The organism is Ignavibacteriales bacterium (assembly GCA_026390575.1).
Lineage (GTDB): Bacteria > Bacteroidota > Ignavibacteria > UBA10030 > UBA10030 > Fen-1298.
On record JAPLFR010000002.1, the window covers coordinates 55917 to 82722 of the forward strand.

Sequence of the window (26806 nt, forward strand, 5' to 3'; positions counted from 1 at the left end):
TGCAATTATCCCTAAATGTTCTTTGTCCGGTTTTGATAAGTTGTATTGGCATTTTGTTGCAATTTGGAGAATACTCTAATAGATTCAATAGCATTTTCTATTGAAGGATTAAGTTTTATGCCTCCCAATGGCTCGCGAAAAGAAAGGCTGTACCTCATTGATGCAATGGCGCTGGCGTATAGAGCATATTTTGCATTTATTCGTCAGCCGCTGATGAATTCGAAGGGCGAGAATACAAGTGCCGTTTATGGTTTTGTCACATTTCTGAATCGCATTCTCTCGCAGGAATTTCCCGATCATATTGCGGTTGTGTTCGATACAGGCAAACCAACGTTTCGTCACGAAGCTTATAAAGCATATAAAGCAACGCGCCAGAAAATGCCGGATGACATGATAACGCAGATTCCTCTCATCAAGGAAGTGGTGCGAGCATATAATATTCCAGTGGTTGAAATGGATGGCTACGAAGCGGACGACATTATTGGCACTTTAGCAAAACAAGCTGAGCGTGAGGGCGCTCTTACTTTCCTCGTCACTCCCGATAAAGATTTTATGCAGCTTGTTTCCGATACGACAAAAATCTTCAAACCCGGCAAACAAGGGACAGACGTCGAAATTGTGGATTGTGACGGAGTGAAACAAAAATTTGGCGTCATTCCGGAAAAAGTCATTGAAGTCATGGGCCTCATCGGTGATGCGTCAGATAATATACCGGGAGTTCCGGGAATTGGTGAAAAGACAGCGATTCCGCTCATCCAAAAGTACGGCAGTATCGAAGAACTGTATCGCCACCTTGATGAAATTCCTCAAAAAGGCGTACGCGCGAAATTAGAAGCCAATAAAGAATTGGCATTTCTTTCTAAACAACTTGTCACAATTGATATCAACGTACCACTTCCTATTAACTTCCATTCGTTGAAAGCAGAAAAACGAAACATTGCCAAGTTGATGGAATTATTTGGAGCACTTGAATTCCGGTCGCTCCTCAGTAAGCTTCAGATGGGAACACCGGAAACACTGGAGATACCGGAAACACCAGCTCACGTAGATCCAGACATTGAATTTACACCACCAGAACCACTTTCCGATATTACGACTGATAAACATCAATATCATCTCATCACGACCGAACGCGAATTTGCGACACTCTGCGGCAAGCTAAAATCTGCACAAGAATTTGTCTTCGATACAGAAACAACTTCTACTGATTCGCTGAACGCTGAACTTGTTGGAATTTCATTCGCACTTAAGCCGCACGAAGCATTCTATGTTGCAGTTTCTGGTAAGGAACGACAGGGGCAAGGCGGTCTCTTTGGCAACAAAGATGATCAATCGAATGCTTCCATAGGTTTGTCACCGGAATTCGTTTGCAAAATACTTAAGCCGATTCTTGGAGATTCCCGCATCAAGAAAATTGGCTATAACATTAAGTATGATATACTGGTACTGTCACAGTATGGAATGAATGTCGAAGGCACGCTGTTTGATCCGATGATCGCCAGTTACATCGTCCGTGCAGATGGCCAGCATAATATGGATGATATCGCCGCAGAATATCTTTCATATAAGACCATCTCCTTTTCAGATTTGGTGGGCACTGGCAAAGAGCAAAAACATATTCGCGAAGTTTCCCTCCAGCTTCTTTCTGATTATTCATGTGAAGATTCCGACATCACTTTTCGGTTGTACGAATATTTTCAAAAGAAGTTGAACGAACTTGGCATGATAAAACTTTGCGAAGAAATGGAATTCCCGCTCGTTTCTGCTCTTGCTCGCATGGAGCGTACCGGAGTTGCTATTGATGTCGATTTTCTTGCCGTTATGTCGAAGGAACTTGAGCACCAACTTGAAACCCTTACGCGTGAAATTCACGCTGCCGCCGGCACTTCGTTCAACATCAATTCTACACAACAACTTGCGGAAGTACTGTTTAACAAACTTCAATTGATGCCGGTACGTAAAACCAAATCGGGCTTTTCCACCGACGTCGCTGTGCTTGAAGTATTAAAAGACACGCATCCTATTATTGAGATGCTGCTCGAATTCCGACAATCAACAAAATTGAAATCAACGTACATCGACGCTCTTCCGAAACTGATTAACGGTCGTACAGGACGGGTGCATACATCGTTTAATCAAACAGTCACGACAACAGGAAGATTATCGAGCAGCGATCCAAATATTCAAAACATTCCCATCCGCACAGAGATTGGCAAATCGATAAGGAAAGCATTCGTCGCCGGCGATCCGGGATCGCTTATTCTTTCTGCCGACTATTCGCAAATCGAATTGCGAGTGATGGCGCACATGTCCGGTGACGAAGGAATGACTGAAGCATTTCGGAATAAAGAAGACATTCATACGACAACGGCGGCAAAAGTATTCGGAGTCGCAGCATCGGATGTCACACGAGAGATGCGGCGGAAAGCAAAGGAAGTGAATTTCGGAATTATGTACGGGATCGGTGCTTACGGACTTGCCAGCAGATTAGAAATTAGTCAGGGCGAGGCCAAAGAAATTATTGCGCGCTACTTTGCCCGCTTCCCAAAAGTTCAGCAATACATTGGTGACACGATTGCAGGTGCGCGAAAAGATGGATATGTCAGCACGCTCCTTGGCCGTCGGCGATACATTGCAGACATCCGCAGCAACAATCAAAACATCCGCCAGAATGCCGAGCGGCAAGCCATTAATATGCCAATTCAAGGAACTGCGGCGGACATGATTAAACTCGCAATGGTGCATATTGACGCAGAAATAATAAAGCAGCAACTTGTTAGTTCCATGCTTCTGCAAGTTCATGATGAATTGGTCTTTGAAGTGCGAATGAATGAAGAATTAACTTTAAAAAAGCTTGTAGAAAAGGAAATGTGCCAAGCGCTTCCGCTTACTGTTCCCGTTGAAGTCGATCTCGGTATCGGTAAGAACTGGTTAGAAGCGCATTAATTTTTTTGTTGCCGGCGGCGGAAGATAAGTGAAATCCCCCAGAGAATAATGAGTACGGGCCAGTAGGTGTGCACATAGTATTTCATCTCAAACCAATCAATCACATCCCACCACCATAAATAGTACAGAATGCCGTACCCGCCGAAGAAGAGCATGGGAATAAGTACACCAAAACGACGCGGTTCATAGAAGAATAACATCAAAAATGAAAGGCCGAGCGCAAGAGAAAAAGTTGCCGGGACATCCCACGGAGCAGAATTAAAAAGTTCAAACCTGTGGACGAGAATTGCAATGCTCGAGAAGAATAAAAAGCTTCCCCAGAAAACCACTCCGCGTCTTCGCGTGATAAAGGCCTGGACTGCCGCCGCAAGTCCTGCAACGCCCAGACACACCCAAAGAATAGTCCCCCATTTATAATGAAATAGATTCAGCTTGCTCAGGATAAGTCCCGCGCCCAGCAGAATCAAAAAAATTCCGAATATGGAAAATCCGCTGGACCGCTTTCGTGTAATCGTTTCCATCATTTCCTCACTGTTGTGTTCTTGTTTGCGGTTGACCTTCAGGAATAATCAAGTACATCAACAAATAAATCAAAATTCCTGTACCGCCGGAAAGCACGGTAAAAACCGCATATGCAATACGGATGATTGTCGGATCGATATCAAAATATTCTCCCGCTCCTCCACAAATCCCAAAAAGTTTTTTATCGCTCATCGAACGCCGAAGCGCTTTCGGTTTCGGCTGGTCATGTGGTGAAGAATCCTTGTGTGGTATCTGATCCTGAGAGGGCTGTTCCCCTGTCATTGGTGATTCTTGTGATTGCAGAGGCGTTGAAATCTTGTCGTGTTTTGTAAGGAAATAAATACCGGCAAGAATAAGAAGCCCGGGGAATACAAATTCCCACGACATATGCCACCAGCGATGAAATGATAAAATATCAAGATTGTCAAGTAAGATAGCGACGCCTGCGCCAACGAACAGAAATCCAAAAATGCGCACAGCAGTAAAATCATGAATCTGCGGCGAAGTTGCTTGACCAGGTTCAATTGGTTTTTCTGGAACAATAAAATATGCGAGGATATATGCAATAATTCCTGCACCGCCTAGAAGTGTTAAGAGAATCCAAACAAGGCGGACAACCGTGGTATCTACGTTCAAATACTCACCGAGTCCGCTGCAAACTCCGGCAACCACTTTATTCGTTTGATTTCGATAGAGGCGGCGTTGTTGATTAGTCATGGAAGTCTCCTGTTTGTTTCGTCAGTTATATTCTCAATACGAATTTCAGTTGCGAAGGTTACATTTTCAATCTGAAAAAAGAAATCCCGATTCCGTTATTTCGAAACCGGGATTTCACATTTGACTGGTTGAGTCGGAAATGTTAAGTATTTACATTGATTTATTTATTTTTCATTTAGAAACCTTGCTGTAATATAACAGGGCAGCCGAAAACTCTGCGCTGCACCATGAAAGTGGCGATGCCGGGCTACAATCGCTATTGTTTAAATATATTCTTTCAGGCATCAGGCCATAACTGTTCGAATTGTTTATCATCCAATCGATATTTTGTTTTGCAACTTTCGGATTTCCAAACAAAGAATGGTATTGGGCACTGGCTGCCGTGGTGAAGAAAAAGCAGGCATGTCCATAATCGGTCAAACTATTATCAAGTGTTTCAAAATATTGTACCCCACCATTCAGTTTATAGGTATTCTTCTGGTAGAAATTATTGGATTCAATTGCCTCTTTATGATTTGGATAACCCCAGATGAGGCCAAAATTCATGGAACAATCCCACAAGTACAAAGTATCTTTTGTGATGTTTGAAAGGCTTTCATTGTTCGCACCTTTTATACCAATATACCGGACATCAGCATAGGTTCCGTTCTTCTTATCGAACATCATAATTAAGTTAACCGATATTTTTTCTGAAGTATTTTTATAAAGCAACGCTTTGTCCTTATCCCCAAAGCTATCAGCTATCTTAGATGCCGTTAGGAGACTGGCTGCGCAAGTCATATTGGTAGCAGGTAAATATCCAGTCCATTCAACAATTCCCCCTTCGTATAAAAGAGAATTTTTATCAATTTTACTTACCAGAAAATCAGCCAACTCGTAAATAAAATCCTTATTGACCAACCAAACTTTCTTTTGCTGGTAGTACATATCGATCAATTGAATATAATATCCGTTGGCATCCCATTCGGGTTCATCATACCTGGCACCAGTTCCACCATCAACAGCTTTAGCATTTGCATCATACCTGGCATACCATTCGCCTTTGCTCTTTCGCGGGATTTCCTTTCTATTCCAAAACGTAATAATATCTTTTGCTTCGTCAAAATGTCCGGTCAATAGCATTACCCTGGCACACATCATTTCATCACGGGGATACAACTGGGGCATATTGTTTGTAACAAATTGCCCGGTGATATCGGCAGGAATTTGCCCATTTAAAATTGCTGATTTAACACAATATATATTACGTTCAAAAAAAGCAGAATAGCTTTTTTCATTTTCATTGAACTGGGGCACAATTCCACTCTTCAGCCATTTACTCCAATAATCTTGGGCTGAAGCATATAAGTCTTTTTGTGACCGCAACCTGTTTACATTTTCAATAGCTTCATTTAATGATTTCGAAGGGCAAATTATTACTTCGAGTTTTTCATCCGGTCTTACTTTACCTGTTACACTAACAACCGAACCTTTTATATCTACCAACTGTTCCGATGTCTTTCCAGCTATAACTATAAATACATTGTTAGACCATTCAGCAATGGCTTTGTTGTTTTCAACTTTTAACGAAACCATACGGATTTCTTTATCTGTGACTTTTTTATCTACAAGATTAATTTCAATCTTCTGTATTAATTCATTTGAACCACCTGAAACTTGTGAAGAAAGTATTATCGCATTTTCAGGATGAGCATAACAGTTTACCAATTGGACAGTTGAATTTGGATAGTAATTATTAGTGGAAGCTGTAAAAAAACTTTTAAATCCAATCTCTTTATCCCTTATTGCAATTAATTGATTATCTGTTGACTTATTGTATAAGCTGACTTTAGACGCCGAAATATAATCGCAAGTATAATCATTATAGTAAAAATGCTGGATTCCTTTTCCATCAATTCGCCGATCATCTGAATATACCGCGCATATAGTACCATTACCAAGAATTGAATACCCTTTCCACGGTCTTTTTGAAAGTGAAATATCAGTATTTTCCAATTTTTGGGCGACAATTGATATCTCCCAAAAAGGAATCGAAAAACAATAGAATCCAATTAGAAAAATGCTTTTCATTTTCATATAATTCCTCTTGCTAGAATCGATAAAATATTGGATTTAGAAGTAAACAAACTTGCGATTTGGTTTTTTTTCTTTTCACCATTGAACAATTATATCAGAATCACGGTAAAGCGTCAAGAGAATTCAAACGATACTGTCAACTGTGGTATTCACATTCAATGATCCACCAAGTCAACTGCATACCTCGTGGTAATTACTTTTTTATTTTGATTTCAGAAGTGGAGTTGTTGATTTGCCCTCGGAAAACTCCTATTTAAATTGTCGTATTCATTTTCAGTACGGAATACATTTTTGAAGGTTACATATTCAATCTATAGAAAACAATCCTTATTCCATTAATTAGAAATCGGTATACCATATCCAACAATCTATCGATATCATACTTCCATTATTTCTTTTTCTTTCATAGCAAGATGATTGTCGATATCTTTAATGTGTTTATCTGTAAGCTTTTGTGTATCTTGCTCACCGCGTTTTCGTTCATCTTCAGACATGTGTTCGCCTTTTTCAGCTTTTTTGAGATGCTCGATGGCATCACGGCGGATATTGCGTATAGCAATCTTTCCATCTTCACCGAACTTTTTTACTAACTTCACCAGATCACGACGACGCTCTTCATTCAGCGCAGGAATTGGAACACGCACGATTGTTCCATCTGAAACCGGATTGAGACCAAGATTGGCTACCAGAATTGCCTTCTCAATGATCGGGATAATATTTTTTTCCCACGGTTGAACGGCAACCGTATGCACATCCGGTATGCTAACGTTTGCGACTTTATTCAGCGGAGTCATAGTGCCGTAGTAATCAATTTTAATTCCGTCTAACAGTGCTGTGGTTGCTTTGCCTGTGCGGACTTTTATAAGTTCTTCCCGTACAACTTCCACGGCTTTCTTCATTCTGTCTTCTGCTTGTTTCAGAATATCTTTTGAGTTTGTCATAGGCGTCCCATCAATTAGTGAATTGGATGAATGATGTTACGATTTTTGTGTCGATATTTCAACTATTTTTGATCCAACCGCTTCTCCACAGACCACACGCTTCAAATTCCCGTGAATATTCATATTGAATATGACCAGCGGAAGGTTATTCTCTTTAGAAAGAGTGATTGCAGTGAGATCCATAACCTGAAGGTCTTTTTTTAAAACGTCTGCATAAGAGATTTCGGGAAGATGGATAGCTGCAGGGTTCTTTTCTGGATCGCAATCATACACACCATCAACGCGCGTTCCTTTGATGATCACATTCGCTTCTATTTCGATTGCACGCAGTACCGCGGCAGTATCGGTGGTAAAATAGGGATTTCCTGTACCTGCTGCAAAAATAACCACACGGCCCTTTTCCAAATGACGGATAGCGCGCCGCCGAATAAACGGCTCGGCAATGCGTTGCATATCGATTGCACTCAAACAGCGTGTTTTTAATCCCTTGTGCTCCAGCGAATTTTGTAACGCTAGTGCATTGATAACGGTTGCCAGCATTCCCATTTGGTCGCCGGTCACCTTATCTATACCGTCTGTGGATCCTTCCATACCGCGATAAATGTTTCCGCCGCCGATCACTATACCGATTTGCACGCCAAGCTTTGCAATCGATGCAATCTCCTCAGCATAACGAGTCACTACTTTAGGATCGATCCCGTACTCTCGATCGCCCATAAGTGATTCCCCACTGAGTTTTAAGAGAACACGGTTGTATTTGAGGTCTGCCATACCCACCCCCGCAAAAAAAATCCCGAATTGTTTTCGGGATTTTGATTTTTAATTTGATTCACCAAGATGATAACGAAGGAATCGACGAACAGTGATTTTTTCGCCAACCTTCGCCGTCTCTTCATCAATAATATCTTTAATAGTTTTACCAGAATCCTTGATAAAACTTTGCTCTATCAACACTGTTTCTTGATAGAATTTTTCAAGGCGCCCCTGCGAAATCTTTTCTGCAATCTGCGCCGGTTTGCCTTCATTCTGCGCTTGTATTTTATAGATTTCCAATTCCTTTTCGATAACCGCCTGCGGAATTTGTTCACGAGATACATAGAGCGGAGTCATTGCAGCAACTTGCATGGCAATATCATGCGCCAATTGTTTGAATCCAGCGGTCTTTGCGACAAAATCTGTCTCGCAGTTTAACTCTACCATTGCACCAATTCTCCCGCCGGCGTGAATGTATGCTTCCACTACGCCTTGGTTCGTTTCACGATCGGCACGTTTTGCAGCAACTGCAGCTCCTTTTTTACGGAGATAATCGATAGCGAGTTCCATATCGCCTTTGGTTTCCGTAAGAGCATTTTTGCAATCCATCATGCCCGCGCCGGTTATATCTCGAAGTTTCTTTACTACGTCACTAGAAATTACTGCCATACGAATTCACTTCCTTCTTTCAATTATTTTTTTTCTGAAGCTTTCTCTGCGGCATCTGCTGTTGCGCGCTCTTCCGCTTCTGCTTGTTGTTTTGCAGATGCGCGCTCAACACCATCGAGCACTGCGTCGGCAATAGCTTTCGCAATCAATTGTACTGATTTAAGGGCATCATCGTTCGCTGGAATTGGATAATCAATTGGATCGGGATCGGTGTTCGTATCCACGATGGCAACGACCGGAATGCCCAGACGTTTCGCTTCCTTCACCGCAATGGCTTCTTTTTTTATATCGACAACGAATACAATACCGGGCAGACGCGACATTTCAACAACGCCGGACAGCACTGCTTGAAGTTTGTCGCGCTCGCGAGTTAAGAAGAGCCGTTCTTTCTTCGTAATGTTTTCGAAAGTGCCGTCAGTCTCCATCTTCTCGATATTGGTAAGACGCTTCACACTTTTTCGGATGGTGCTGAAATTTGTCAGCATACCGCCCAGCCAGCGTTCCGTCACGTAATGCGCATGGCATCGCTGTGCTTCCTGCTTCATGACATCACTTGCCTGCTGTTTCGTACCGACGAAGAGCGGTTTCTTCCCTTCAGCAATGCTATTCGAAACAGCGTTGCATGCTGTTTCGAGCATCTCTTGGGTTTTCTTTAAATCGATAATATGAATCCCGTTGCGCTCCATGAAAATATAGGGCTTCATTTTGGGATTCCAACGGCGGGTCAAGTGTCCGAAATGGGCACCGGATTGAAGCAACGCATCGAGTTCTACACGAGGCATAATCAAACATCCTTTCAGTTAGACTGCTATTCTCGTCCTCTTCTTCCGGAATCCCGATGAACTGGATTCATCGGGACACTGCCGGTCGAATCAGAGAATATGATTTGTGATTAAACTTCTGCTCTAGCCAAACGGACCATCGCAGATTGAAAATACAAATTAACGTTTGGAGAACTGGAACCGTTTGCGGGCTTTTTTCTGTCCGTATTTTTTTCGTTCTACCATACGCGGATCGCGTGTAAGAAGTCCGGCACCGCGAAGCGCCGTGCGGGCATCTTCGTCAAGTGCGACTAACGAACGCGCAATGCCAAGCCGTACTGCTCCAGCTTGTCCGTTAGGACCGCCGCCGTTGACGCGTATCATGACATCGTACCGCCCCATCGTGTCGGTGACCTTAAACGGTTTCATGATTTCATCCCGCTGAATCTCCAGTGGGAAATAATTTTCAAATTCTCGTTTGTTCACTGTGATTTTACCGGAACCATCGATCAGCTTTACTCGAGCAATGGCATTTTTTCTACGGCCAACTGTAGTTCTTGGTTGCATGGAGTCGTTCATTCCTTACTCAAAAAGAAATCGGTTCTGGTTGCTGTGCAGCGTGGGGATGTTGCGCTCCCCGGTATACTTTCAATTTCTTAAACATCTGACGTCCTAAACGGTTATGCGGTAACATACCTTTTACAGCATGCTCCATTACCTTCTCTGGATTCGTTTTTATTAAATCTTTAAAGGATTCAAAACGTGCGCCGCCTGGATAACCTGTGTTATGAAAAAGTTCTTTCAACTCAGGCCGTTTTCCGGTCATCTTCACTTTTTCGATATTAACAATCACGACAAAATCTCCTAAGTCGTGATTCGGCGTAAATTCCGGTTTATGCTTGCCGCGCAGAATATGGGCAACGTGCGACGCAATACGGCCTAATGTTTTTCCGTCTGCATCAACAAGAAACCATTTCTGATTGATTTCCTCTGGTTTAAAAAACCGTGTTTTCGGTGACGTGTTCAATCGAATTCTCCTACTCTAAATCTTTATTCAATAATATTTTTTGCGTCCAGAAGGTTTTTCCGCTTACATAACAACAACGAGTCCATTGCTCCATGGTGCACCCACCAGGACTCTCCGCCAGAGGCGGATGCGCCTTCGGCGCAGAACCTGGATCCCATCTTTCACTCTGACCGCTCTACAATGAATCCACTGTTACTTCAGTGCACCCACCAGGACTCGAACCTGGAACCCACTGATTAAGAGTCAGTTGCTCTACCAATTGAGCCATGGGTGCAAATGATTACTTGCTACCCGGTATTGGTGCTTCTGGTACTTGCTGTGCTGGTGGTAACGCTGCCGGAGGAGGACCAGATTGAATAACACTTTCTTTCTTTATCTCACCACGCGGCAATAGCCATAAGTTGATAACCAACGCAAGGACCATGAAAACGCCGGCCATCCATTGTGTCAACTTGGTGAGAAAATCCGAAGTGCGCCGGACGCCAAAGACAGCGCCCATGTTGGCACCGCCAAAACCTCCAGCCAATCCACCACCTTTGCTCGACTGCATTAGAATCGCGAGCATCAATAAAATTCCAATAATGACTTCAATAATGATTGCAAATGTGTACATTGACGTCGTTCCTCAAGCGAAAAAAATCCCCACCAACAGTGGGGCTTGCGGTCTATAGTATAAAAAAAAATGGCTCGAAATGCAAGAACGAAAGTTCGATCACAATTATTTCTTTATCGAAATCCTTCTTACCTCAAATAGGCGTTCTACATACTTGCCGAGAACGTCAAATTCAAGGTTGACTGCGGCTCCCGGTCGAAGCAATTTGAATGTTGTCACTTCCATTGTATGTGGAATAATGGAAACAGCGAAAGAATTACTTTTTACTTCAGCCATTGTTAAACTTACACCGTTGACAGCTATGGAACCGACAGGTACAAGGTGATGGGCAAATTTTTTCGGCACCTGAATCCAGAAAATCCAACTGCTTTCACGATATTCCAGCCCTGCCACTTTGCCCATGCCATCCACGTGTCCAAGAACAAAGTGCCCGCCAATCCGGTCCGATGGCAATAACGGCCGTTCTAAATTGATAGAGCTACCTGCCCGCAATTTGCCAAGCGTCGTTTTTTTCAATGTCTCTTCCACAGCCTGTACGTCGAATGTCTTTGCAGTTCTTTTCATCACTGTCAAACAAACACCTTCCACCGCGATGCTGTGATCGATACGCAAAGTTTTAGCAGTTTTTTTTCCTTGAATAGTGAAGACAACACTGCCCCCTTTTTGTTTCATTGATTTGACGGTTCCAGTTTCCTCAACTAATCCTGTGAACATACTCGTTCTTCTTTCAATCGTGAATAAACTTTGCTTCAATGAGTACATCTTCTCCAACGAGCGTACTTTTTATCATCTTCAGCATTATTGGTTTGCGGAGAAATCTCGGCGTTTTAAAGCAGAATCCATTCAGACCATCTCCCAAAATTTTTGGTGCAACAAACAGATACAGCTTATCAGCAAGAGACCGATTGACAAACCCGCCAACAGTATGAGCACCGCCCTCTATGAGCACAGAAGAAACGCCCTCAGCCGCAAGTGAGCGGAGTATGGATTCCGCGTCGATACGGTAAGCAGATGAAACCGGAAGCACACGTACGCCCTGCGAAACAAGCTTCTGCACTTTTTGAATATTTGCTATCACTGCTTTTGCGGATGTCAGCAGCCACGTTGGCGCAGCTGTTGTATTGAAGAGTGCTTGAGATGTCGGAAGCGAAAGACGTCCATCAACGACAACACGCACAGGATTCCTTCCATTCACAAGCCGGACCGTCAACTCTGGATTATCCTGGAGAACGGTATTCGCTCCAACAAAAACCGCGTCAAAATCATTGCGCAGGCGATGTACTTCTTTTCGCGCGGTTTGAGATGTAATCCATTTTGATTTTCCCGCAACATCAGCAATTCTTCCATCGAGTGTTTGTGCAAGTTTGATGCCGACAAACGGTAATCCGGTTTTCATAAACTTAAAGAATTTTTCATTCAGCAGTTCAGCTTCTTTCTGCAGTACTCCAACGTTTACCTGAATGCCTGCTCTGCGCAGTCGCCGTATTCCCTTCCCGCTGACAAGAGGATTTGGATCCTTCGACGCAATCACCACTTGGGAAATTCCAGCTTGAATGATTGCATCGGTGCACGGCGGTGTCTTTCCGAAATGCGCGCACGGTTCCAAGCTGACATACAATGCTGCACCCTTCGTTTTTTCCCCGGCGTGTTTCAGCGCAAGAATTTCAGCGTGCGGCCCGCCAAATTTCTTGTGGAATCCTTCTCCCACAATTTTACCGTTTCGTACTATCACGCATCCCACCATCGGATTGGGATTGACCATACCTGCACCTTTCCGTGCAAGTTCAAGACAACGGCGCATCATGACATGTTCGTTGAATGTTTTCATCGCCAATACACTTTTAATTTCGAATCGAGTGTAGCGTGCAGAAGATGTGCAGCACTATTTTTTTTTGCTGATATCTCTACCAAACCGTTGCTGCCCACGATGAGACACGGAGTATTTTCCGGAGCTTCATCATAAAATCGAATCCATTTGCTCACCATATTACTGCCGATCGATACGGTTTGTATCTCCTTCATGCTTTTTTCCAATTCAAAAGACCGGAGGTTTGTTATAATGTTCCCATAGCTATCAATATGCAAAATACACATCGGTACAACGTCCCTCCGAGAACTCACAAAAGGCGAAAGAATTACCGGCAGTGAATACGGTATACCAAATTGTTTGATCGGCACGTTGTCGGAAATATATGCAGCGAGCGGTGCGATGAGATCGCGTCCATGGAATGTTGATGAGATATCGCCAATAGCGTATTTTTTGAGAGATGATGGTGTCACCTCAACCGCTGATACACTCTTTTCTTGATATAAAACGAAGTCCAACAATCCGTTATCAGGAGCTATAAATGTATACTTCTTTGTATTCATCACAATGATACGCCTTCCACTACCGACCCCGGGATCTACTACATTTACAAAAATTGTATTCTTTGGAAAATAATTGTACACAGACCAAAGCATATACGCAGCTTGATGAATTCTATAAGGTTGAATTTCGTGAGTGATATCAATAATATTCATCGTTGCATTGATGGACAACATTACTGCTTTCATCGATGCCACATATTGATCCTGTTGTCCGAAGTCGGTGAGGAGCGCGATGATTGGAGCAGATACCTTTCCTGTAGGATGATAAGATCGCGCAGCACGCTTTGTCGAAGAGGTCATTGATATTCTTACAAGAGCTACTTTATTGCAACAGCTTTGCCGCGTTTGGCAGATTTATAAATTAATTCTAAAATCTTCATCCGTTGCACAGCTTCATCGCCGTTAGAAATAATCGAATGCAATCCACGCAACGCGCCAATCCAATGCTTTAGTTCGTTTTCGTATGATTTGCGATAAAGACTCTGCGGCGTTTCGATCGAAGCAGGTGCAACATTGACAAGATTATCGTGCATACGTTTGATGATACGAAACGGATTGAGCGATCCGCTTCCATCCGTACCAAAACAATCGCAGTAGAAAAAGTCCGACGTTGATTCAAACGACCAGCTTGCTTCAATAGTTAAGGTGGAGCCGTTCTTCATTTTGAGGAACGCGATCGATGAATCCTCTACATCTTTTGTATGATGCGAATAATTTGTTGCCGACACTTCTCGCACCTCTGGAAATCCCATCATCCAAAAAGCAAGATCGAGCAGCCGCCTCCGGATTGGGTTTTCTTGGTCAGCCAGGCACTCTCCGCATTCAGCTTCTTGAACCATCCGGCCTTCGTATAGAAGAGTTTACCAAGCGCATTATCTTCTATAAAACTTTTAAGAATCATGGCATCCGGGCGGAAGCGATTGTTCATGCCAACCATCAATGTTTGATGATATTTCCTTGCTGCAGCGGCAATTTCTTCTGCTTCCATTGCAGTTCGTGCTAAAGGTTTTTCAATGAGAACGTTATTCTTCTCCGCGAGGGCCGCAATCGCCATGTCTTTGTGCAATAGCGTCGGCGTACAGATGTCAAATCCATCGAGATCTTGTTCGATCGCAAGCATTTTCTCGAAGTTGTTGTAGTAACGCCGCACTTTAAATTTATCAGCGACAAATTGCGCCTTTGCCCTATCGAGATCGCAAACTGCTACAATTTCGACATCCGGAAATTTACTGAGGATCGGAAGATGAATTGTCTGTGCAATAGATCCAAGTCCAACGATACCAATACGTGCTTTTTCCATACAAGGTCCGGTATGATAGTTACGTGGTATGCAACGCGGAATTTCCGCGAGTAATTTTCAAATGTTCTTTCGCCACTTCAGCAATCCCGTCAGCATCAAGCTTCACCATTTGATGTAATTCACTTGGCGAACCATGCTCAATGAATTCATCCGGCAGTCCGTGTACTTTGACAGAAACATCGGAGATGCCGCAATGACTGAACGCTTCCAATACTCCAGCCCCGAATCCGCCATGAACGACATTCTCTTCGATTGTAACAAATGTATTGATTCGTTGGGCCAACGATTTTAACATTTCTTCATCAATCGGTTTCGCAAATCTCATATTCACAACTTCTGCTTCAACACCTTCATTACTCAATACGTCTGCCGCTGCGAGTGCATTCGGCACCATATTCCCGATGGCAAGCAGAGCAATATCCCTCCCTGAGCGTACTGTTTCGGCTTTACCGATTTCTAACTTCTGAAATCCATTGCGCACAGAAACACCAAGCGCATGACCGCGAGGATACCGAAGAGCAATCGGTCCTTGTTTATACTCAACAGCTGTAAAGAGCATATCGCGCAATTCCTGTTCATCTTTCGGCGCCATGATAACCATACCGGGAATGCAGCGTAAGAAAGAAAAATCTAATGCACCGTGATGCGTAGCACCATCAGCACCAACTAATCCGCCGCGATCCATCGCCAAAACGACGTGTAATTTCTGAATCGCACAGTCGTGTACTACCTGATCGAAAGCACGCTGCATAAAAGTAGAATAAATTGCAACAACCGGAATGTATCCTTCTGTTGCCATCCCCGCCGCAAAGGTCACGGCATGCTGTTCAGCTATACCAACATCAAAAAAACGTTCAGGCATTTCTTCGTGGAGTTGAATGAGGCCCGTTCCATCCGACATCGCAGCGGTAACACCAACAACTTTTGTATTCTGTTTGCAGATTTCCACCAGAGCTTTACCGAAGATATCCGTGTACGCCGGCGGTTGACCATTTTTCTTTGGAGAGATACCGGTAATTTTATCGAAGGGCGTCACTCCATGCAAACGTGTCACCTCGCGCTCCGCCGGCGCATATCCTTTCCCTTTTTCAGTGATCACGTGAATGAGAATAGGACCGTTTAAATCCTTGACTTGCCGAAATATTTCTACCAGCTTTACGACATTATGTCCATTGATCGGGCCGAAGTAACGAAAACCAAGTGCCTCGAAGAGCATGCCCGGAGTTACAACGGCTTTAATTCCTTTCTCCATTTGTTGCGCAACCATGCGAAGTCGATCGCCGAATGTATCCAATTTGCCAGTCAAGTCCCACACATTTGCTTTGAACTTGTTGTATGTCGGATGTGTCAACATCTTTGTAAAATAATTGTGGAATGACCAGACACTGGGTTCTAACGATGAAAGCGAACCCATTTGGTTGTCATTGAGTACAACGATAAGATTTTTTTTCAGCACTCCGGCGTTGTTCATTGCCTCGTACACCATACCGCCGGTCATAGAGCCATCACCGACGATGGCCGCAACTTTGAAATTCTTTTTTTCTAAATCACGAGCCGCTGCAATACCAAGCGCTGCGGAGATTGCCGTGCTTGCATGTCCAGCGCCGAATGTATCGTATTCGCTTTCAGTACGCTTCAGAAAACCGCTCAATCCGCCCAACGTGCGGATTGTTTCCATTCTGTTTTTTCGTCCGGTCAGAATTTTATGCGGATATGCTTGATGTCCGACATCCCATATCAGTTTATCTTCCGGCGTATGAAAAACATAATGAAGCGCTACGGTAAGTTCCACCGCACCAAGTCCGGCACCAAGATGACCGCCTGTTTTCGAAACACAATCGATCAGATACTCTCGTACCTCGGCACAGACGGTCCGGAGTTCTTGAACATCCAGCTTGCGTAAATCTTCCGGAAGATTAATGGAATCAAGAAATTGAAAATTAAATTCGTTCATGCTTCTTCAGACTCATTCAGTGTAAATTGCCCGTCAATCTCTTTTGATAACTTTTTTATTTTCAATTCGGCGGCTTTCAATTTTTCAGCACATCCTTTTGAAATCTGAACTCCCTCTTCATATAAAACCACAGCGTCATCGAGTGGTGTCTCACCGCGCTCCAGCGTTTCCACAATTTCCTCAAGCCGCTTGAGAGAACTTTCTAATGAATTCTTCACTGCTTTCTTCGTCGTCATCATGAATGTCCTTTTTCTACTTTCACACCAACACTACCATCGTGGAATTGAATATCAGCTTCGTCATCGTACCCCAGCATCGTTGCACTCGAAACAATCCGTCCTTCCTTCCTCACAATTGCATACCCGCGTTTGAGCACACCGCCCGGATTCAACGCCTGTAATTGCCGTTGAAGCGAATTATATTTTTGACGCACTGTCTGAGCACTATGCGCAAAAGAAATTCCAAGACTGCGTTCAAGTTCATCCACACGCTGGGAAAATTCCCGGACCAAATCTTTGGGACGATTAAAAGAATAACTGGTCACCAAACCCACTATTCGCTCACGAAGCCCGGACACTTGATTGTCGAATGCGCCGCGCATAGTATAGCACATGTTGGCAATATCTTCAAGAAGTTCTGAACGGTCGCGAACGGCTAATTCTGCCGCCGCCGAGGGTGTTGGTGCACGCAAATCAGCGACAAAATCCGCTATGCTGAAATCAATTTCGTGCCCGACAGCACTTATGATTGGAATTTTTGATGCGTAGATCGCACGAGCGACAACTTCTTCATTGAACGCCCACAAATCTTCCAGCGAACCGCCGCCGCGTCCAACAATCAGCACATCACTACCGCCGTATTGATTCAGGTCTTTGATCGCATCGGCAATTTCCTCCGCAGCACCTGTACCCTGCACGCTCACCGGTGCAAGAATTACGTGGACAGATGGATGGCGGCGCGAAAGCACGCTTCGAATATCCTGCAGTGCTGCGCCTGTCTCCGATGTGACAAGGCCTATGCATTCGGGAAATTCCGGAATTGGTTTCTTATGTTCAGCATCGAACAGCCCTTCTCTTTCCAACTTTTGTTTTAGACGCTCAAACGCAACCTGAAGTTCTCCAAGTCCGATCGGTTGAATCTGATCTACATCAAGTTGATAATTGCCGCGCGGCGGATACACGGTAATTGAACCGCGGGCGATTACCTTCATTCCATCTTCCGGTTGAAACGTGAGATTCGCAACACGGCTCCTCCACATCAGCGCGGAAAGCTGAGCGCCTTCATCTTTCAATGTAAAATACAGATGCCCGGATGTATGCTGCTTGAAGTTCGATATTTCACCTTCAACCCACACGCGTGGGAAACTCGATTCCAGCGAAAATTTAATTTGCCGCGTTAATTCGGTAATGGTAATTACATTTTTTTCGATCGCCATGCAGTGACTCCATTCCCAAAGTACCGAATGTTGGCACCACATTCAACTCTGGAAAATGACAATACATTAATCCTGCATGGATTTGATCGCCTTCAATTTTCTGATTTGTTCTCCTTGTCTTTCCCTCTTCTCTTGTCTATATTTCATTAACACATTTGAGGAATATCTATGAACGTTGACGTATTAGCAATTGGCGCACATCCCGACGATATTGAACTCGCTTGCGGCGGAACAGTCGCTCACTTAGTTCAGCAAGGTTCTAAAGTTGCTCTTTGCGATCTGACACAGGGCGAGCTTGGCACGCGCGGCACAAAAGAGATTAGAAGAGAAGAAGCTCAGCAGGCGGCAATAATTCTTGGCGCTGTAACGCGACGGAATCTGCAAATCCCCGATGGAAACGTTGAAGTAAGTAGAAAGAACCTTTTAAAGATTATCACACTCATTCGCGAGCTCCGCCCCGCTCTCCTTATTATTCCTTATGGTGTTGAGCGGCATCCAGATCATGTGCATACAAGCGACCTTTGCCGTGAAGCCTGGTACTACAGCGGTTTGGAAAAGATGAAAACAATGCTCAACGGCAAAGTACAGGAACGCCATCGACCGCATCACTACTTTGAGTTTATGCAATGGATGGAATTCGAGCCGACATTTATTGTGGACATTAGCAGTTCATTTGACTTGAAAATGAAGTCTGTGCGCGCACATGCCTCGCAATTCTTCAATCCGGAAAGCAAAGAAAGCGAGACGAAGTTGAGCAGACCTGATTTTTTAGAAGTGATCGAAACTCGATGCCGATATTTCGGCTCCAAGATCGGCGTTAAATATGGCGAGCCGTTTATATCAAAATGGTCGCTCGGGATTGATAATCCATTCAACTTTATTGTGAACAGGGGATAAGATTCATTCGGACTTTATGTTTGAGCTCACCGAGGTAGAGAAATCCTATGTGGTCGCAAATTGCGACTGCATAGCCATGAAGAGTTTAACATGTTGATGTTCCAATTTGGAACATCAAGTTAGAGTGGCACACGGAAGCTTCTCTATGCACAGCGAAAAAAGTAAAGCAATGAAAATGAGTTCACAGCATTTCAACGCGCCCTCATTCGTCCATGCAAACTAAATTGGTTGGATAACTATAATGTGTTATTAAGTTGTAGAAAATAATGTTTTTTAAAATTAAGGTATAAATATGGTAAATCTTGGTAAGACTATTCAAATCTACCTTCCAGATGGAAATCCGCGCGGATTGAAGTTGGCTGAAATCAAGGATTGACTTGTTTCTCAGGTATAGTAGATTTTACGAGGTAATTCTTTTATAGGGACATTTAGCGGAACGAGGATATGCAGGGATTTGATTCATCAAATCCCTGTGTAGAAGGGGGCTCAAAAGTACGTGATAAATCACGGGCATACAACGAACATCAAGATTGTTTTTTCATCACACCGATCTTACCTTCGTACTTTGACGGGCATTTGGTCAGCACTTCTGTAGCATGGAAGTAATTGTCTACATACTTCCCTTTGATAACGACGCTGGTTGCAAGATCGAAATTATTTGGTTTGGCGCCGTCTAAAACGACCTTAAGAATCTCGCCACTGTCGTCCTTCAAGAAAAAAGTATATTGAATTTTCTGTGCATCGAAAGAGCTCTCGCGGTCTTTGACCCATTCGCCTTTCACCTGAATTTTTTTCTGCGTTTTTTTCGCCAGGGCGAAATCGCCGTACTCGACATTTGAATCGAAGAAATTTACTACTCCCAGCACAATGCCGAACACAATAATCAAACCACCGACCACCACTTTTACATTCATCTCATTTATCCTTCTTTAAACGTTTTTCGATCTGTCCAATCTTTTTATCAATACGCACCAGATACCAGATGATGCCGGACCAGATGAGCAGCGTGATAACAAGAACGATGTACATTTGGTTTTGATTTAAGAATTCGTACATAACTCCCTCAATTCTCTTTTTTTGAAAGTTGATATTCTATCCGTGCAGCACGGACGCGCACATTGTGAAGCCACACAAATAATAAACTGAACCCGATTATTCCGATGAAGAACACAAAGCGCATATTGGGCGGCATGTGAAGCTGTGCCACCGGTGTGGAACCCGCTGTATCACCTTTTGCACCGGGATGTAATCCGCCAACAATGCGCGGCATGATGAAAATAAAGAATGGAGCTGTTAATCCTGCAAGTATGGAATAGACTGCCGATAAACGCGCGCGAACTTCGTCCGAGCCGAGCGCTGAACGAAGCGCGAAGTACGCTCCGTAAATAAGAAGAAGAATAAAGATGGAAGTCTCACGTGGGTCCCAATTCCAGAAAGAACCCCAGTTGAACTTAGCCCAAAGAGAGCCGGTCACTGTCGCAAGCATGCAGAACACCATTCCAAGTCCTGCTGCAGAGACAGACTTTATGTCATAATCGAAATCCTTTGTCCGAAGATAACGAAATCCGTAGTAGAGTGCGAATAAAAATCCAAGCACCGCTGCCCACGCAACCGGCACGTGAAAGAAAATATTCCGCGCTTTATCTTCGAGCCCGGGAATGATTGGAAATTCCAGCCAGCTTTGCGGCTGCGGTACCATCGGTATCGCAATACCTGCAACAATCACGAATGTGATGAATACAATGGATGAGTATTTAATAAACCTCATGCTTATTCCTTCCATACATAATCAAACAAGAGATACGAGCCGGCAATCATGATCATCAAATAGGAAACAAGAATCTGGAATTCGCCCAGCGCCGCAATGAACAGTTCGCCGTCGAGAGCACGGGCAGTTGACTTCATCACTGTCATGAGCAATGGAATCAGAATTGGAAACGACAGCACGGGGTACAAAGTTCCTTTTGAATTCGCCTTGGCAATGATAGCCGCAATAATAGTCGCGGCAGCGGCAAATCCAAGACTTCCCAGAAAGATTGTCAGCGTAAAGATTGCCATCGACTTGATAATAAACGTCGGAAACGCTGCTACGTATAAAACAGTAACCGCCAATGAAAGTGCAAGCGTCAAACCGCTGTTGAATATCAACTTTCCGAAATAGACTACGGAAGGTGAAGCAACAAGCTGGAGTGTCAGTGTTGTCCCGCGTTCCTCTTCGCTGACAAATATTCGAGAAAGTCCAGACATTGCCGTAAAAAAAATAACCACCCAGAACATTCCGGAGAGGACTTCTGTGCTTACTTCATCGTCTCGAAGAGCAAATAAAATTGTTGCCACCGAGGTAACAACAAACATCAAGAGTGCGTTCATTGCATAACGTGTCCGCAGTTCCGAACGAACATCTTTCGAGACAATCGTCAATGTGCTTGTAATGAAATTCACGGTTTTTTCATAAGTGTTAATACTGATATTACACACAATACAATAAAATATTGCCAAGACCTTTGGCAACGCCATCCCTTCGGGACAGGTCGTGGTATTAATATTTACCAAAAATCTGGGCTTTTCCCAAAGGGATGGCTTTTTGCCAAGCCCAAAGCGATTCAAAATATGGCTAAAGCCGATGCTACTTCATTCTTCTGTCCACGACGTAAACGTCGTGGCTATAAATTTACTGCTGTATTGTCCCAACTTGAATTTGTTGTGCACACCAATGAGCTTCTTCTTTGTTGTTCGTTGCGATAATCAGAATGTTCGTTTCCTTTTGTTTCCGTACGATTTCCTTGACAACTTCGATGCCTTCTGTGTCGAGGTTGCTTGTCGGCTCATCGAGAATCAAGACCGCCGGATGATGAAGGAGGGCAAATGCATACTTCAGCCGCTGTTTCATTCCCGAAGAAAATGTACCTACACTATCATTCCGGCGATTCCATAATCCCACAGTCACAAGCAGTTCTTTTATTCTTTCGTCATTTTCTTGAGCTGCAGCTCGAATGCGGGAAAGGAACTGAAGATTTTCTAATGCCGTGAACTCGTCGTATAAATTCAAGTACGGCGAAACAAATCCGATGTGATGTTTGAATTCCTCAATTCCAATTTGCTTCTCATCTGCCGAATACGTGATAGATCCGCGTGTTGAACTTAATAAACCGGCAAGAATTTTTGAAAGCGTTGATTTCCCCGCGCCATTTTTTCCCGTAATAGACAGCGATGCCGGTGATGCCAGGGAGAACGAAATATCTTTGAAGATGGAACTCCGGTTAAAGTCTTTCGATAGTCCAGTCACTGTAATGGATATCGAATTCATCGGATCACCGCCAATTTCCATTTGTAACTCTTGTTTACCGTTTTTGCAAGAATGAAATAGATTCCGGAAGAAAGTTTTGATTTAATTGCCGATGCCGGCACTTCGATAACGTATGTACCTCCGTTTTCATAGAACGAAGAATGGAATTGTCCGGAGTATGCCAGATCAAAAGTCGAGTTGTAGATGTACACATCTGCCAATGATGCATTGTCTTCATTAATGGGAAGATATAATTTCTGCGCTTCAGCCAGCCGGAAAGGATTTGGCGCCGCATCAAACTGCAAACGCTGTATCGGGACTGCCTCCTGCATAAAGAACGGGCGCCAAAGAGACAGATTATCAACAGCAATTTTAACTTTCAATCCATTTGCCAATTCTATATATGGTTGAGAAAGAGATTGTGAAGAAAGTGTGACATCAATCTTTTGCTGCGTTGTATTTCTCATTATTGCATTGCCAATATCCACGTTCGCGATAACAGCGGTGATCGTATCCTGCTGCAAATTAAACTCGTACATTGAAGATGAAAACGGTTCAACATTACCACTTGTTGTCGATGACGTATTAAAATATGCTATTTTCTGAAGCGGTTGGAAACGCGGATAATGATTTCCTTCCGAGTAGTAATTTATCGTATCGGCACGATCCCATGTAAAATAGTTCCACTTCGTGAATATGGAAAATGCTGTCTGGAGCGTTGTGTCCATATTGGCAAGTACTGCAGCGTTGCTTTCAAGAAAAACATCTACATCCGCCTGATAAGGACTATTCCGCATTGCTTCCCACACCGAGCGCATCACGTTCGCACTAAACTGTTTTGCCATAAAAAGCGCCCAGACACAACGCTCGTACCCGCCGGTACCAGGATTGGAGTTAAACGCACGTCCATCACTGAATCGTCCAAAGTAATCAGGTAGGTAATTATAATAATCATTTACATCAGTATAGACTACATCTTCCATCCAAGTTGAAGTCAATTCGTGAACATATCTATATTTATCAATATCGAAAAGACCATAGGAACCCATTTGAATAGCATGATGGAATTCATGGGCTGCTGTTACTTCCAATCCCCTTATACCAAAAGTTGTGAAACCACGGTAATCATTATCGATAGTAATGTAACTGGTATATCTTGGTGGATACTCAGATCCATTTATCTGCAGGATTGGTGTAGTCGATCCATATTCACCTGTCACATTCGTTACAAAAATGTTGTAATACGATTGACCGCTTTCAAATGGCGGTGCTGAATAACCCATTTGATCGACTTCAACGTCCCAAACGTGATTGAATATTTGAGCGACATATTGTATATATGCTTTCGCAGTCCCTAGAATCCGCTGATTAATACTATCCAGCAATGCCGGTTCGTTGATTCCAGTCGTATCGTAGAAAATATGGAAATGCCCGGCAATTGTATCGCTTTGCGTCACATTGGCTTTCATCAGCAATGACAACTCAGCACGCTGCTCCTGCGAAAATTCTTGCCATCGATTAATCACCTGAGCTCGAATTCCGAACCCGCACTTTCCATCTTGGATTGATCCGTCAGATACCGCAGGTTGAAGAGAAGGATTTTTGATTGAACGTAAATGGTTAAGGAGCTGTTCAGTCGTGAGCCGCTTTGAATTCCCCTTATCTTCCGCTGCAGCCCAATTTGAAACGGTAGAAAAGAGAAGAACAATAAGCGACAAATATTTGAGCCAGCGCCAGGTCATGTTTTTCTTATTAATTTTATTCAAGAAGTTATGTATTAATTCTCTTTTTGCAATTATGAGGCATAGTTTTCTATTTGTTTATCTCAGATCGAAAAGGAAGCCGTTTACCATTAATAATTTTCAAAATACCTTTCTTCCCAAGCGTCATCGCTAAATCCTTCACACCATCAGCATCGACATCGGCAACAGCGTAATGGCTCAAGTCAGGTTGTGTCGCCAATGTTTGATCGGCGCCAAAGTTGCAATCGCCCCGGTTGCGAAACCAATCCACGCGCCCAAGCTTTTGTGAGCCAATGACAATATCGGGAAAACCATCGCCATCTACATCAACAATTTGCAGGTTCGACCGTTCTTCAATCGGTAAGCCGCTTGTGATAATTTTAGGATCGTAAAAAAGGCCGTTTCCCTTCCCTTTGGCAACCATGAGATAGTCCACGGGAGATCCTGCTTGCATCAGAAAATCGAGAACACCGTTATTATCAAAGTCGGCCAGCCAAATGAAAACTTGCTTGACGTCGGGAAGCGCAAATTCTCGCGAGACAATGCGATGTTTCATGGAATACGCGGAGTCGCCATACGCTACTCCTAGTTCTACTAGCGAAGTATCACCGGTTCGGTATGCATAGATAATACCCGGAAACCCGTCTTGATTCAAATCTGCAATCGAAGCTCCTAATAAAAAATCCGGCGGAAGGAGGCGAAACGTACGCTCGATAAATGTTACCGGACCAAGTTGTTCATAAAAGCTTAATGAATTTCCTTCCGGTGACATTGTATTCCATGTAACGAATTCTGACTGATGGTTCTGATTTATGGAAGCAGAGAGCAGTTGCGCATCTCCCTCGCATCCTATGAAAGCATTAGAGACAGAATTATTTGCGGCATCAAGTGTGAAGTACGAAATTTGATGCGTCTGCGGAAATGTAAGTACAAGCTGTAATGTCGTATCCGTTGATGAATGAAACGCGAGATGATTTGGCTCACCAGTCAATAAATACGAAAGTGGTCCAAAAGGAATAGTACCTTTTTGACCCCAATAGAGCGAAACAGATTGACTTTTTGTATTGAGCAATGCAATGTCCATAACACTATCTCGATTAAAATCATTCACAATGATTTCAGTCGGAGAGACACCCGTCGCAAGCTGAATGGAATCTGTCATCGAACTCGGCTTCGCGGCATTCCTGTAAACAATCAATTGGTTACCGTTCCTGTCAAAGACAATACAATTTCCTTGCGGCATGACGACAATATCTTGAGGATCATCACCAGAGGCATATTCCATGCGATCAGTAAATGCATCTATATCATTATTGAACAAAACTTGCAGGGAGGCAGGATTCGTGGACATGACAATGTCATTTAAACCATCATGATTCACGTCAACAAAACAGAAATCTGTAATATGCTCTTCACAAGGAAGATGATTTTTTATTTGAAAATCGCCGAAATCGTTTCCTTCCCAGACTTGAAACTCGGACGGCTTAGTCATCTTCAACATTAAATCAAGTGCATGGTCACGAATCATCGATATTGCCGTAAGTGATTTCACTTCGCCTTGTACCGGAAATGTACTCTGATCTATGAATCTTCCATTCCCGGCTCCATACAGCACATGGAGTTCGCTTTTGACCCAATCCCACAGAACAATGTCTGTTAGATTATCATTGTTCACCTGAGCAAAATCGGCGGCGCCAACTGCGTTGTCCTGTGCGATAATTCTACCACGCGTAAAGTACCCTTTACCGTTGCCAATGAGAGGAAGAATGCCGGGCGTTTTACGTGCATACACCAGGATATCGATATGCTTATCATTGTTGTAATCACCCATGAGTATTTGTTCAGGTTCGAATGGAATCTTCATCGTACTCGTTATTTGAAGAGAATCCGGTTTCAGATTCAGCACGAACGAAATCAATTTCTCATGGTTGTTCACCAGCATGAAATCCGGCAATCCGTCGCTATTGAAATCCGCCGCATAGAGATTATCAAACTCAACCGCCGTGTGTTTCATGGTGTACGTAACAGATGTCTCCGTTGTGTCAAATGTCGCTAAGAGAATTTCGCCGCGATGTCCGGACCACAACGCAAGTGTCGTCACCTGCTGGTGATTTGATGAAACCTGAGTACTCTTTTCAAATTGTGCAGGAAGCGGGAAGAAGTGTACTTCTCCAAAAGCAGATTCATTCGTTTGCGCCGAAACCGTACGGATAGCAAGCCAGAAAACAAATGAAGTAGAACTGAGCACATGTGCAAAGCGATGGCGCCGAGAAGGATCGCTGCAATTGAATGTGTTGTCTTTCCCCGGAATGATAATCAACCTCGCTGACGATGCAACAATCGCAACTTCCTGCGGTACCCTGCTTCACGGAAACGCCTTTTTTCTACATTTTTCACCGGCTTCACAGGATTCGCGGGCACTGGTTGACCATCATCATCGATTGCAACGAACATCAGATATGCGCTGTTTGTGTGCTGCCGTTCACCTGTAAGAAGATTTTCTTTTGTGACACGCACTCCAACTTCGAGGGATGTGCGGAACACTCGGTTCACCGACGCCTGCAAGATCACAACCTCACCCTGCCTGACCGGATGATGGAAATGCAATTCATCCAGCGATGCGGTGACGCAGACACGATTCGTGTGCCGAGATGCGGCAATGGCAGCAGCGATGTCGATCCAATGCATCAATCGTCCGCCGAGAAGATTTCCCAGCCGGTTTGTATCATTCGGAATAACTAATTCGGTCATCTCTACTTGTGAGGCACTGACCGGCTTTGCTTTCAGTATCTGCATG

28 protein-coding genes and 1 tRNA gene are annotated in these 26806 nt (G+C 43.7%); 2 read left to right on the top strand and 27 right to left on the bottom strand.

From position 1 onward, the window contains the following. The first annotated feature begins 117 nt into the window (after window positions 1-117). On the top strand, window positions 118-2946 hold the full coding sequence (polA, locus tag NTX44_02325) for a DNA polymerase I (GenBank protein ID MCX6120441.1): 2829 nt from the start codon (window positions 118-120) through the stop codon (window positions 2944-2946). Here polA and NTX44_02330 read toward each other — a convergent pair. The 19 genes from NTX44_02330 to xseA all read right to left on the bottom strand — a co-directional run bounded on the left by NTX44_02330 (window position 2943) and on the right by xseA (window position 18084). Beyond that, the gene (locus NTX44_02330) at window positions 2943-3470 is read right to left on the bottom strand and encodes a hypothetical protein (GenBank protein MCX6120442.1); all 528 of its coding nucleotides are present in this window, start codon (window positions 3468-3470) and stop codon (window positions 2943-2945) included. The genes polA and NTX44_02330 overlap by 4 nt on opposite strands. Before the next feature lie 4 nt (window positions 3471-3474). Then, a complete protein-coding gene (locus NTX44_02335) occupies window positions 3475-4185 on the bottom strand; it encodes a PspC domain-containing protein (GenBank protein MCX6120443.1) in 711 nt (236 codons plus the stop codon). Window positions 4186-4356: 171 nt separating this feature from the next. Beyond that, a complete protein-coding gene (locus NTX44_02340; GenBank protein MCX6120444.1) occupies window positions 4357-6261 on the bottom strand; it encodes a hypothetical protein in 1905 nt (634 codons plus the stop codon). A gap of 377 nt (window positions 6262-6638) precedes the next feature. Further along, entirely contained in the window at window positions 6639-7202 is a 564-nt protein-coding gene (gene frr, locus NTX44_02345) for a ribosome recycling factor (GenBank protein ID MCX6120445.1), read from the bottom strand. Between the two features lie 36 nt (window positions 7203-7238). After that, window positions 7239-7973, bottom strand: a complete 735-nt coding sequence (pyrH, locus tag NTX44_02350; GenBank protein ID MCX6120446.1) for a UMP kinase — start codon at window positions 7971-7973, stop codon at window positions 7239-7241. A gap of 48 nt (window positions 7974-8021) precedes the next feature. Further along, the gene (gene tsf / locus NTX44_02355) at window positions 8022-8624 is read right to left on the bottom strand and encodes a translation elongation factor Ts (protein ID MCX6120447.1); all 603 of its coding nucleotides are present in this window, start codon (window positions 8622-8624) and stop codon (window positions 8022-8024) included. A 23-nt stretch (window positions 8625-8647) separates the two neighbouring features. Further along, a complete protein-coding gene (gene rpsB / locus NTX44_02360) occupies window positions 8648-9406 on the bottom strand; it encodes a 30S ribosomal protein S2 (GenBank protein MCX6120448.1) in 759 nt (252 codons plus the stop codon). Between the two features lie 159 nt (window positions 9407-9565). Beyond that, entirely contained in the window at window positions 9566-9952 is a 387-nt protein-coding gene (gene rpsI, locus NTX44_02365; GenBank protein ID MCX6120449.1) for a 30S ribosomal protein S9, read from the bottom strand. Window positions 9953-9971: 19 nt separating this feature from the next. Beyond that, window positions 9972-10412 carry a 50S ribosomal protein L13 gene (rplM, locus tag NTX44_02370; GenBank protein MCX6120450.1) on the bottom strand — a complete coding sequence of 147 codons (441 nt, stop codon included), beginning with the start codon at window positions 10410-10412 and terminating at the stop codon, window positions 9972-9974. A gap of 201 nt (window positions 10413-10613) precedes the next feature. Next, window positions 10614-10686: transfer RNA gene (locus tag NTX44_02375), tRNA-Lys, on the bottom strand. Between the two features lie 6 nt (window positions 10687-10692). Beyond that, a complete protein-coding gene (gene secG, locus NTX44_02380; protein ID MCX6120451.1) occupies window positions 10693-11025 on the bottom strand; it encodes a preprotein translocase subunit SecG in 333 nt (110 codons plus the stop codon). A gap of 105 nt (window positions 11026-11130) precedes the next feature. Continuing rightward, complete coding sequence (locus tag NTX44_02385; protein ID MCX6120452.1) at window positions 11131-11739, bottom strand: riboflavin synthase; 609 nt, start codon at window positions 11737-11739, stop codon at window positions 11131-11133. Window positions 11740-11752: 13 nt separating this feature from the next. Continuing rightward, the gene (gene ribD, locus NTX44_02390; GenBank protein ID MCX6120453.1) at window positions 11753-12853 is read right to left on the bottom strand and encodes a bifunctional diaminohydroxyphosphoribosylaminopyrimidine deaminase/5-amino-6-(5-phosphoribosylamino)uracil reductase RibD; all 1101 of its coding nucleotides are present in this window, start codon (window positions 12851-12853) and stop codon (window positions 11753-11755) included. Then, window positions 12850-13695 carry an SAM-dependent chlorinase/fluorinase gene (locus tag NTX44_02395; GenBank protein MCX6120454.1) on the bottom strand — a complete coding sequence of 282 codons (846 nt, stop codon included), beginning with the start codon at window positions 13693-13695 and terminating at the stop codon, window positions 12850-12852. Before NTX44_02395 ends, ribD begins: the two co-directional genes overlap by 4 nt. Window positions 13696-13712: 17 nt before the next feature. Then, window positions 13713-14123, bottom strand: a complete 411-nt coding sequence (locus tag NTX44_02400; protein ID MCX6120455.1) for a Gfo/Idh/MocA family oxidoreductase — start codon at window positions 14121-14123, stop codon at window positions 13713-13715. A gap of 23 nt (window positions 14124-14146) precedes the next feature. Beyond that, the gene (locus tag NTX44_02405) at window positions 14147-14695 is read right to left on the bottom strand and encodes a Gfo/Idh/MocA family oxidoreductase (protein ID MCX6120456.1); all 549 of its coding nucleotides are present in this window, start codon (window positions 14693-14695) and stop codon (window positions 14147-14149) included. Between the two features lie 19 nt (window positions 14696-14714). Beyond that, complete coding sequence (gene dxs / locus NTX44_02410) at window positions 14715-16649, bottom strand: 1-deoxy-D-xylulose-5-phosphate synthase (GenBank protein MCX6120457.1); 1935 nt, start codon at window positions 16647-16649, stop codon at window positions 14715-14717. Then, window positions 16646-16888, bottom strand: a complete 243-nt coding sequence (xseB, locus tag NTX44_02415; GenBank protein MCX6120458.1) for an exodeoxyribonuclease VII small subunit — start codon at window positions 16886-16888, stop codon at window positions 16646-16648. The genes dxs and xseB overlap by 4 nt, the downstream gene beginning before the upstream one ends. Further along, window positions 16885-18084: an exodeoxyribonuclease VII large subunit gene (xseA, locus tag NTX44_02420; GenBank protein MCX6120459.1), complete on the bottom strand. Its 1200-nt coding sequence runs from the start codon at window positions 18082-18084 to the stop codon at window positions 16885-16887. The genes xseB and xseA overlap by 4 nt, the downstream gene beginning before the upstream one ends. A 168-nt stretch (window positions 18085-18252) precedes the next feature. On the opposite strand from xseA, the gene bshB1 reads away from it, so the two are divergent. Continuing rightward, window positions 18253-18981, top strand: coding sequence for a bacillithiol biosynthesis deacetylase BshB1 (bshB1, locus tag NTX44_02425; GenBank protein ID MCX6120460.1), 729 nt, complete (start codon window positions 18253-18255; stop codon window positions 18979-18981). A gap of 524 nt (window positions 18982-19505) precedes the next feature. Here the strand turns inward: bshB1 and NTX44_02430 are convergent. The 8 genes from NTX44_02430 to NTX44_02465 all read right to left on the bottom strand — a co-directional run bounded on the left by NTX44_02430 (window position 19506) and on the right by NTX44_02465 (window position 26805). Then, the gene (locus NTX44_02430; GenBank protein MCX6120461.1) at window positions 19506-19895 is read right to left on the bottom strand and encodes a cytochrome c maturation protein CcmE; all 390 of its coding nucleotides are present in this window, start codon (window positions 19893-19895) and stop codon (window positions 19506-19508) included. A gap of 1 nt (window position 19896) precedes the next feature. Next, window positions 19897-20037: a CcmD family protein gene (locus NTX44_02435; GenBank protein ID MCX6120462.1), complete on the bottom strand. Its 141-nt coding sequence runs from the start codon at window positions 20035-20037 to the stop codon at window positions 19897-19899. A gap of 7 nt (window positions 20038-20044) precedes the next feature. Further along, entirely contained in the window at window positions 20045-20749 is a 705-nt protein-coding gene (gene ccsA / locus NTX44_02440) for a cytochrome c biogenesis protein CcsA (GenBank protein ID MCX6120463.1), read from the bottom strand. Window positions 20750-20751: 2 nt separating this feature from the next. Next, window positions 20752-21423: a heme exporter protein CcmB gene (locus NTX44_02445; GenBank protein MCX6120464.1), complete on the bottom strand. Its 672-nt coding sequence runs from the start codon at window positions 21421-21423 to the stop codon at window positions 20752-20754. 229 nt (window positions 21424-21652) lie between these two features. After that, on the bottom strand, window positions 21653-22309 hold the full coding sequence (locus NTX44_02450) for an ABC transporter ATP-binding protein (GenBank protein ID MCX6120465.1): 657 nt from the start codon (window positions 22307-22309) through the stop codon (window positions 21653-21655). Further along, window positions 22285-24009: a hypothetical protein gene (locus tag NTX44_02455; protein ID MCX6120466.1), complete on the bottom strand. Its 1725-nt coding sequence runs from the start codon at window positions 24007-24009 to the stop codon at window positions 22285-22287. Before NTX44_02455 ends, NTX44_02450 begins: the two co-directional genes overlap by 25 nt. Before the next feature lie 70 nt (window positions 24010-24079). Then, window positions 24080-26329 (bottom strand): VCBS repeat-containing protein, encoded by a 2250-nt coding sequence (locus NTX44_02460; protein MCX6120467.1) that lies wholly within the window; start codon window positions 26327-26329, stop codon window positions 24080-24082. Next, entirely contained in the window at window positions 26326-26805 is a 480-nt protein-coding gene (locus NTX44_02465) for an acyl-CoA thioesterase (GenBank protein ID MCX6120468.1), read from the bottom strand. The genes NTX44_02460 and NTX44_02465 overlap by 4 nt, the downstream gene beginning before the upstream one ends. Between the last annotated feature and the right edge of the window lies 1 nt (window position 26806).